This is a genomic window from Kitasatospora sp. NPDC059747 (genome assembly GCF_042732955.1).
Classification (GTDB): Bacteria; Actinomycetota; Actinomycetes; order Streptomycetales; family Streptomycetaceae; genus Kitasatospora.
The window spans coordinates 6,601-13,096 of sequence record NZ_JBHWGV010000140.1 but is presented as its reverse complement, the minus strand read 5'-3'; the positions used below and the strand labels follow the sequence as shown (position 1 = coordinate 13,096).

Genomic DNA, 6,496 nt, shown 5'->3' with positions numbered 1-6,496 from the left:
GGGCGCTGGCGCGTCATCCCCCCCCCCCCCACCACCCAAACCGGCGGCGCGGGCGGGCCCCCCCCCGGGGGGGGGGGCCCCGGGGGGCCCCCCCCCCCCCCCCGCCGCTTTGTGTTCTCCCACACGGGCTGATCACGCGTCCGGCAGGAGAAGCCAGACCTCGGAGAAGGCGAGGCCGTGTTCACGGGTCGTCTCACCGCACGGGCAGCCCAGCGCGATCAGGCGCCAGTCGCAGGCCACCGTCCACGGTCCGGCCGTGCCTCCGCAGGCCGGACAGGCGACGGTCTCGGCGGTCCACACCCCAGGGGCGGGTCTGCCGTAACGGCGGAAGCGGCCCGCGTACCGGGCTTGCCAGGGCTCGACCGGGGGCGTGATCGGCGGAGTCCCGGGCCGGCTCGTCGAGGCCAGCAGGGCGAACAGGGAGGCCAGTTCGGGGATCAGGGCCTCACCGGCCTCCGTCGGCGGTGCGGCCGGGCCGGCCGGCGTCCCGTACGCCCGGGCCGCTGCCGGGGCCGGTGGGTTCGGGGTGGCGAACCAGGGCAGGAACGCGCGCGCGACGGCGGCCAGGAGGGCCGCTGCGGGCGGGCTGACGGCGCCCGCGTCCAGGTGGTGGAGGGTCGTGCGCAGCAGGCGCTGGAGCCGCCGGTCGCGGTCCGCGGCCACCAGCGTGCGTGCCGCCCCGCGCCGGGCCGGGAGCGGGGCTTCGAGGCGGGCCAGCACGGCTGCGGCCGCTTCGGCGTCCGCAACGGCAGGACGCCACTCGCCGGCAGCCAGAAGCCCCCGGGCCCGACCGGTTTCCGTCACGAGGGCGCGCGTCCGCAGCGATCGCGGCGCGAGATCGGTCTCGTGCATCCCATGCCCGCCCATCACACCCGCCCTTCCCCCGACCCGTGCGCACATCCCATCACACAAGCAGCCGCACCCGGCCACCACCGAAATCCGCTGGAGACCGGGCCCCGATCACGGAATGCTCGTGCGCCGATGAGCGAATTCACGTACGCCGCCCCGTCCACCCTCCTCGGCCAACTCCAGCGGGGGCGGGGCCTCGGCGCCACCGGCGCCCTGAGCACCCCGGGCGCTGCCGACCTCGTGTACGCGTGCGTCCTCACCGACAGCCGGTGGGACCGGCAGACCGAGGAGCGGTCCGCCTACCTCGCCCGGCTGATCCACCGGTTGGCGCTGCCGCTCGAACCCATCGAACGGTTCGTCCTCGCCTACGACGGCGAGGACGCCGACCGGATCGAACCGGCTCTCGACGTCCTCGCACAACTGCCCCTCCTCGGGTGCCACGACGTGGTGCCGGTGCTGCGCCGCTACGCCGTACACGGCCGGCACTGGGACACCGCGCTGGCTTCGATCGCTTACAGCACGGCCTGGGACGCGCTCCCGGAGCTGTGGAACGGCCTCGACGCGGACGTCCTCGCCCACCGCGACGACGCCGAGCTCGCCAAGGCTGCGGAGACGCTGTCCGAACCGTGGGCGTCCTGGGCGCGCACCCAGCCGCGCGTGCGGAGTCTCCTCGGCGAGGTCGGTGACACGGAGTCACAAGCGCCCCACCGCCCCGCTCCGCCCGACCTCTCGGGCACTGGGACCGCCGACCTGCTCGGTGTCCTGCGTGGCAACCGCCTCGCTCTCCAGGAGCTCGGCCGGCGCGGCGACTTGGTCCTCCTAGACCTCGCCGAGGACGCCACCCTGCGAAACGCGGCCGGCTACGCACCGGGCATCGCCCGTGGCCTGCGCCACCTCGGCGGCGCCGCCGTCGCCCGAGCCCGTGCGTGGGCGGGCAGCAGCGACGACACCCTCCGGCGACTCGCCGTCACGGTCCTCTCCGAGTTCGGCGAACCCGAGGACGGCCCGTACCTCCTGGACGTCCTCATCAAGGCCATTGACGAGGGCGAGTGGTGCGCAGCCGAGTCCCCCGCCCGTGGGCTCGGGAGGCTCGGCGCGGCCGGGGCAACCGGGGTCCTCGTCCATGCCTGGGAGTCGACGATCCACTCGTACGCGCGTGAGGCGTTCCTCGAAGGCCTGCGCGGCTGCGCACCCGTGGCAACGGCGGACGACTTCACCGAGGAGGGGCTCGACGACTGCGAACCCGGTGTCCAGAACGCCGCCTGCCACCACTCCCCCGACACGCCGTCCGCGCGGGCGCGGCTCGCCGTGCTCGCTGCCGACCCGCTCGCGGGCGAAGTCCGGGAAACGGCCCGTCGGCGTCTGGACTGCACGACCGGCCCCGTGCATCCCGTGGTGCGGGACGCCGGGGCAGACCTCTGACTCAGTTGCCCCCCGCCCTGCGATCGAGCGTGGCCTCAAGCCGATTCCGGAGGTCCGGCGGGCAGGCCGGGTTGGTGGCCACTGCGTAGCGGACGTCGCGTGACGGGTCTTCGGCGAGGGCCGTGAGCACGTCGGGCGGGAGGTTTCGGTTGCCGGCCAGCCAGCGACGGTTCTCCGTGTCGGCGGACGTCGCCGCGGCCCGCATCAGCCGCCGGCTGGTCGTCGCCCACAGGGCCCACCGGCGGACGACGGGGTCGAACCGCTTACGGGCGGCGGCGGTGACCAGCTCGGGCGGCGCCGACGGGTTGCAGACGGCGGAGACGCGCACCTGCTGGTCCCGGTCGCGGGCGAGGTCGTTCAGGAGCTCGGCGGGGGTATGGGGGTTGGCGGCCACGGCGACGCGCACGGTCCACTCGTCGCGGGCCGCCGCCCGTAGGGCTATGGCGTCCCGGGTCCGGCCGACGGCGCCGCGCCGCACGTCCCAGTCCGGATCGCCGAGCATCCGGTCCACCAGGTCGGACGGCACGTCGGGGTGGGCCAGCACCGCGACGCGGACGTCGGAGGCCGGGCTCTCCGCGAGCGTGCGCAGGAGGTGTTCCGGCAGGTCGTCCCGGAGGCTCGGCCCGCTTCGCCGGCCGCAGTCCTCGATCCACTCCTCCGGGTGGTACCAGTCAGGGCCTTCGAGCACCCGCTCGCAGCCCGGCGTGAAAACGGTGTTGCAGGGCCGTTGTTCGTCCACGGCGTCCTCCTGGGGCAGGCGGCCTTCAGCATTAACGTCAGATGGACGATAACACTTCTCGTCGCTCGGACGATAATGACGCCGGAGTCCTGCTGCCCCCCGATGGAACCGACCCGATCGTCAGGAGCTGTGGACCGGGCTGTCGGGGTCGAGGAGGTAGGTGCCCCTCGCGAGGCCCTCCAGGACGCGGTCGGCGGTCGCCTCCGCCGTCAGTCGGCCGGAGTCCAGGACGTTCGCCTCGTAGGCGCCCAGGTCGCTGAACTGGGCGTGCATCGACCGGATCGGGGCGGGGTCGGTCAGGGCGTCGTCGCCGGTGCGGCCCGTCGCCCGGTCCAGTGTGGTGTGCTCGTCCGGGCGCAGGATGACGTAACTCAGCGGCACGGCACGCTCCTTGGCCGCGGCGCGGAAGAGGTCGATGAACCAGGGGCCCACGACGCCGTCGTACACCACGTGGTAGCCGCCGGCGGCGTAGCCGAACGCCGCCGCGACCAGGACCTCCAGGACCACCTGGTTCTGCCGGTGGGCCTCGGGCAGGTAGGCCGGGAGCCGACCCTGCTTGATGTAGCGCCAGAAGTCGTCACTGCGCAGGTGGACGCTCGGGGTCAGGCGGTAGGCGAGGAGCGCCGAGACGGTGCTCTTGCCGGCTCCGGGCGGGCCCGTCAGGAGGATCACCCGGCCGCCGGCGGGACTCGTCTGCTCGAAGCTCGGTGGGTTCACGCCGCCACCGTGTCACGTTCGGCCGGTGCTCCGCCGCCGATTTTGGCCCCCACGCGAGGGGGCGCGCGCTCAGTGCGGCCCGCGGCCGATGTCGCGGCCGAGTTCGAGGGCGAGGACCTGGTCGAGCCGCACGAAGGTCTCGAAGCGCGTGCCGGGCGACAGGTCGGTGCGGGCCTCCAGGGCGTCGAGTGCGCGCAGCGCGACCCGGGCGTCGAGGTCCTCGTCGAGGCCGTCGAAGCTCGCCTGGACCATGTCGGCCTCCGGCGCGCCGGAGGGCATGGAGGCGAGGTCGGCGACGAGCGCGCGCCAGCGGGTCAGCTTCTCGGCGGCGTCCGCCAGGGTGTCGGCGGTGAGCCGGACCGGGGTGGTGACGGCGTGTTCGAGGAGGGCGAGGCGCAGCGCGAGGGGGTCGTCCTCGGGGGTGAGGGCCGGGGTCGGCAGGTCCTCGGCCACGGGACCGGTGAGCAGGAGGAGGGCGGCCGACGGTTCGGGTTCGGCGTCGGGGCGGCTGGTGACGGTCAGGTCGGCGACCGGCCGGTCCTGCGCGTCCGCGCGCGTGTGCAGGTGGGCGGGCGGGTGGATGCCGAGTCGGTCGGCGGCGATGCGGAGGGCCCGGAGCTGTTCGTCCGGGCCGTCGGAACCGTTCGGGACGGCGAGTTCGGTCAGCACCTGGAGGCCGTGCGTCTCGCAGGTGCGCGCCAGGACGTCACCGACCAGCAGGGCGCGCAGATCGCCGAGCCGGAACGGCCGGCCCTGCTCTCCCACGTCGACGGTCACGCGCAGGAGTCCGGTCCGGCGGGGGCGGATCTCGCTGTGCCGGCCCGTGCGGGCGTCGGTGATACGCAACGGCGTCTCCCTCTCGACTCAGTGGTGCGGTCAGGTGCGATCAGGTCCGGTCAGGATGCGGCATCGTCCGGTTCGTCACCGGTACGGCTGTCGGCTCCCCCGGTGAGTTCCCCCTGAAGGTCCTGACGACGCCGACCGTGCCGAGGCGAACGCAGATCGATACTCTCGGCATGACCCGGTCAGAAAATGGAACGGAAGGAGCGCCCGCATGCGCCGTGGGAGGGCCCGGGACGACGACGTACCGGCCGAGCCGGGCGGAGCGGCTCACGGGCGGCGGCATGCGCGGATCACTCCGGCATCCGTCCGCGACGCGGCGCTGATCGGGCTGCTCGCCGGTCTGATCGTCTTCATCGCCGCCATCCCGACGGCCGGTTCGGCGGCCGGAGGACCGTCCCGCCATCAAGGCCCGGGCCAGCGCGTCCACATCCTGCGGCAGTGCTGCGACAACCCCGTCCGCTGCCGGTCCGCCCGGCGGCGTCGACTGTGGTGTCCGCCGTCCCGGCGTCCGCACGGCGTCAAACGCCGTGGCCCGCGGGCCCGGTGAACGATCGCGGCGGAGCCGACGTCGCTACGCTCGGTCCCACGCTGCGCCGTCCGACCGGCACGGCGGCCTCCCCTGGCTCCTGCGACCGCGAACGGACGACCATGAGCACGCCCCTCCAGGACCCCGGATTCTTCCGGGACCCGTACCCGACGTACGCGGCGCTCCGCGGCCAAGCCGCCGTGCAGAAGCTCCCGGGCAGCGGGCACCGGGCCGGCTACGTCGTGACCGGTTACGCCGAGGCGCGGCAGGCGCTGGCCGATCCCGGGCTGTCGAAGGACACCGCGCGCTTCTTCGCCGGCAAGGAGACCGGGCGCGACGTCCACCCCGCCGTCTCGCAGAACATGCTGGCCACGGACCCGCCGGACCACACCCGCTTGCGGCGGCTGGTCACGAAGGCGTTCACCCCCGGTGCCGTCGACCGCCTGCGCCCGTACGTCCACGGCCTCGCCGACACCCTCCTCGACGCGTGGACGCCCGGGGAGGAGGTGGACCTCATCGCAGGTCTCGCCGTCCCGTTGCCCGTCACGGTGATCTGCCAGCTCCTCGGTGTCCCGGCCGCCGACCGGGACGCCGTCCGGGCGTGGTCGACGGACCTGTTCGCCGCCGGCGACCACGCCCGCACCGACGCCGCCTCCCACGCGCTCGCCGACTACATGACCGGGCTCGTCGCGGCCAAGCGCCGCACCCCGGACGACGCTCTGCTCTCCGCGCTGGTCGCCGCCCGGGACGGCGACGGCGACCGGCTGACCGAGCGGGAACTGGTCTCGCTGGCGGTGCTGCTCCTGGTCGCCGGGCACGAGACGACCACCGCCGCCATCGGCAACGCCGTCCTGGCCTTGCTCCGGCACCCCGACCAGCTGGAGCTGCTGCACACGGACCCGGGCCGGATCGACGGCGCCGTCGACGAACTCCTGCGCCACGACTCGGCGGTCACCGTCGCCACCTGGCGCTGGGCCCCCGAACCGGTCCGGATCGGCGGGACGGACGTCCCGGCGGGCAGCCCGGTGTTCGTCAGCCCGGGCGCCGCCAACCGCGACCCGGCCCGCTTCGCGGACGCGGACCGGCTCGACCTGGACCGGGCGGACGCCCACGCGCACCTGGCCTTCGGCCACGGCATCCACCGCTGCCTCGGCGCACCCCTCGCGCACGCCGAGGTGGCGACCGCGCTGCGCGTCCTGCTGGCCCGCTTCCCCGGCCTGCGCCTCGCCGTGCCGGCCGACCAACTTCGCTGGCGGCACTCGCGGCTCGTCCACGGGCTGGAGTCGCTGCCCGTCGTGCCGTAGGCGGCGACGCTAGCCCCAGGGACCGAGGGCGTGTTTGCCGAGCGTCCGGCCCGCTTCGAGGCCGTCCGGGCGTCGGCCGTCCAGGACCGCCTCGGC

7 protein-coding genes are annotated in these 6,496 nt (G+C 74.7%); 3 read left to right on the top strand and 4 right to left on the bottom strand.

Annotation, left to right across the window (positions count from 1 at the left end; all coding sequences use genetic code 11):
* Nucleotides 1–132: 132 nt before the first annotated feature.
* On the bottom strand, nucleotides 133–852 hold the full coding sequence (locus tag ACFV4G_RS37655) for a hypothetical protein (protein ID WP_380447059.1): 720 nt from the start codon (nucleotides 850–852) through the stop codon (nucleotides 133–135).
* A gap of 129 nt (nucleotides 853–981) precedes the next feature.
* On the opposite strand from ACFV4G_RS37655, the gene ACFV4G_RS37650 reads away from it, so the two are divergent.
* Nucleotides 982–2,271, top strand: coding sequence for a HEAT repeat domain-containing protein (locus ACFV4G_RS37650; protein ID WP_380447057.1), 1,290 nt, complete (start codon nucleotides 982–984; stop codon nucleotides 2,269–2,271).
* A gap of 1 nt (nucleotide 2,272) precedes the next feature.
* On the opposite strand, the gene ACFV4G_RS37645 is transcribed toward ACFV4G_RS37650, so the two are convergent.
* From ACFV4G_RS37645 to ACFV4G_RS37635, 3 genes are all read right to left on the bottom strand, one after another.
* Nucleotides 2,273–3,010, bottom strand: coding sequence for a hypothetical protein (locus ACFV4G_RS37645; protein ID WP_380447055.1), 738 nt, complete (start codon nucleotides 3,008–3,010; stop codon nucleotides 2,273–2,275).
* A gap of 120 nt (nucleotides 3,011–3,130) precedes the next feature.
* A complete protein-coding gene (locus ACFV4G_RS37640) occupies nucleotides 3,131–3,727 on the bottom strand; it encodes an AAA family ATPase (protein ID WP_380447053.1) in 597 nt (198 codons plus the stop codon).
* Between the two features lie 69 nt (nucleotides 3,728–3,796).
* Nucleotides 3,797–4,573 (bottom strand): hypothetical protein, encoded by a 777-nt coding sequence (locus tag ACFV4G_RS37635; RefSeq protein ID WP_380447051.1) that lies wholly within the window; start codon nucleotides 4,571–4,573, stop codon nucleotides 3,797–3,799.
* Nucleotides 4,574–4,781: 208 nt separating this feature from the next.
* On the opposite strand from ACFV4G_RS37635, the gene ACFV4G_RS37630 reads away from it, so the two are divergent.
* Both ACFV4G_RS37630 and ACFV4G_RS37625 read left to right on the top strand, forming a co-directional pair.
* Nucleotides 4,782–5,117, top strand: a complete 336-nt coding sequence (locus ACFV4G_RS37630) for a hypothetical protein (protein ID WP_380447049.1) — start codon at nucleotides 4,782–4,784, stop codon at nucleotides 5,115–5,117.
* Nucleotides 5,118–5,218: 101 nt separating this feature from the next.
* Entirely contained in the window at nucleotides 5,219–6,400 is a 1,182-nt protein-coding gene (locus ACFV4G_RS37625) for a cytochrome P450 (protein WP_380447047.1), read from the top strand.
* The last annotated feature ends 96 nt before the right edge of the window (nucleotides 6,401–6,496 follow it).

Bases quoted from the DNA above. Each gene is read 5' to 3' on its own strand.
- ACFV4G_RS37655 (WP_380447059.1), bottom strand. From the start codon at position 852: ATGCACGAGACCGATCTCGCGCCGCGATCGCTGCGGACGCGCGCCCTC.
- ACFV4G_RS37650 (WP_380447057.1), top strand. From the start codon at position 982: ATGAGCGAATTCACGTACGCCGCCCCGTCCACCCTCCTCGGCCAACTC.
- ACFV4G_RS37630 (WP_380447049.1), top strand. From the start codon at position 4,782: ATGCGCCGTGGGAGGGCCCGGGACGACGACGTACCGGCCGAGCCGGGC.
- ACFV4G_RS37625 (WP_380447047.1), top strand. From the start codon at position 5,219: ATGAGCACGCCCCTCCAGGACCCCGGATTCTTCCGGGACCCGTACCCG.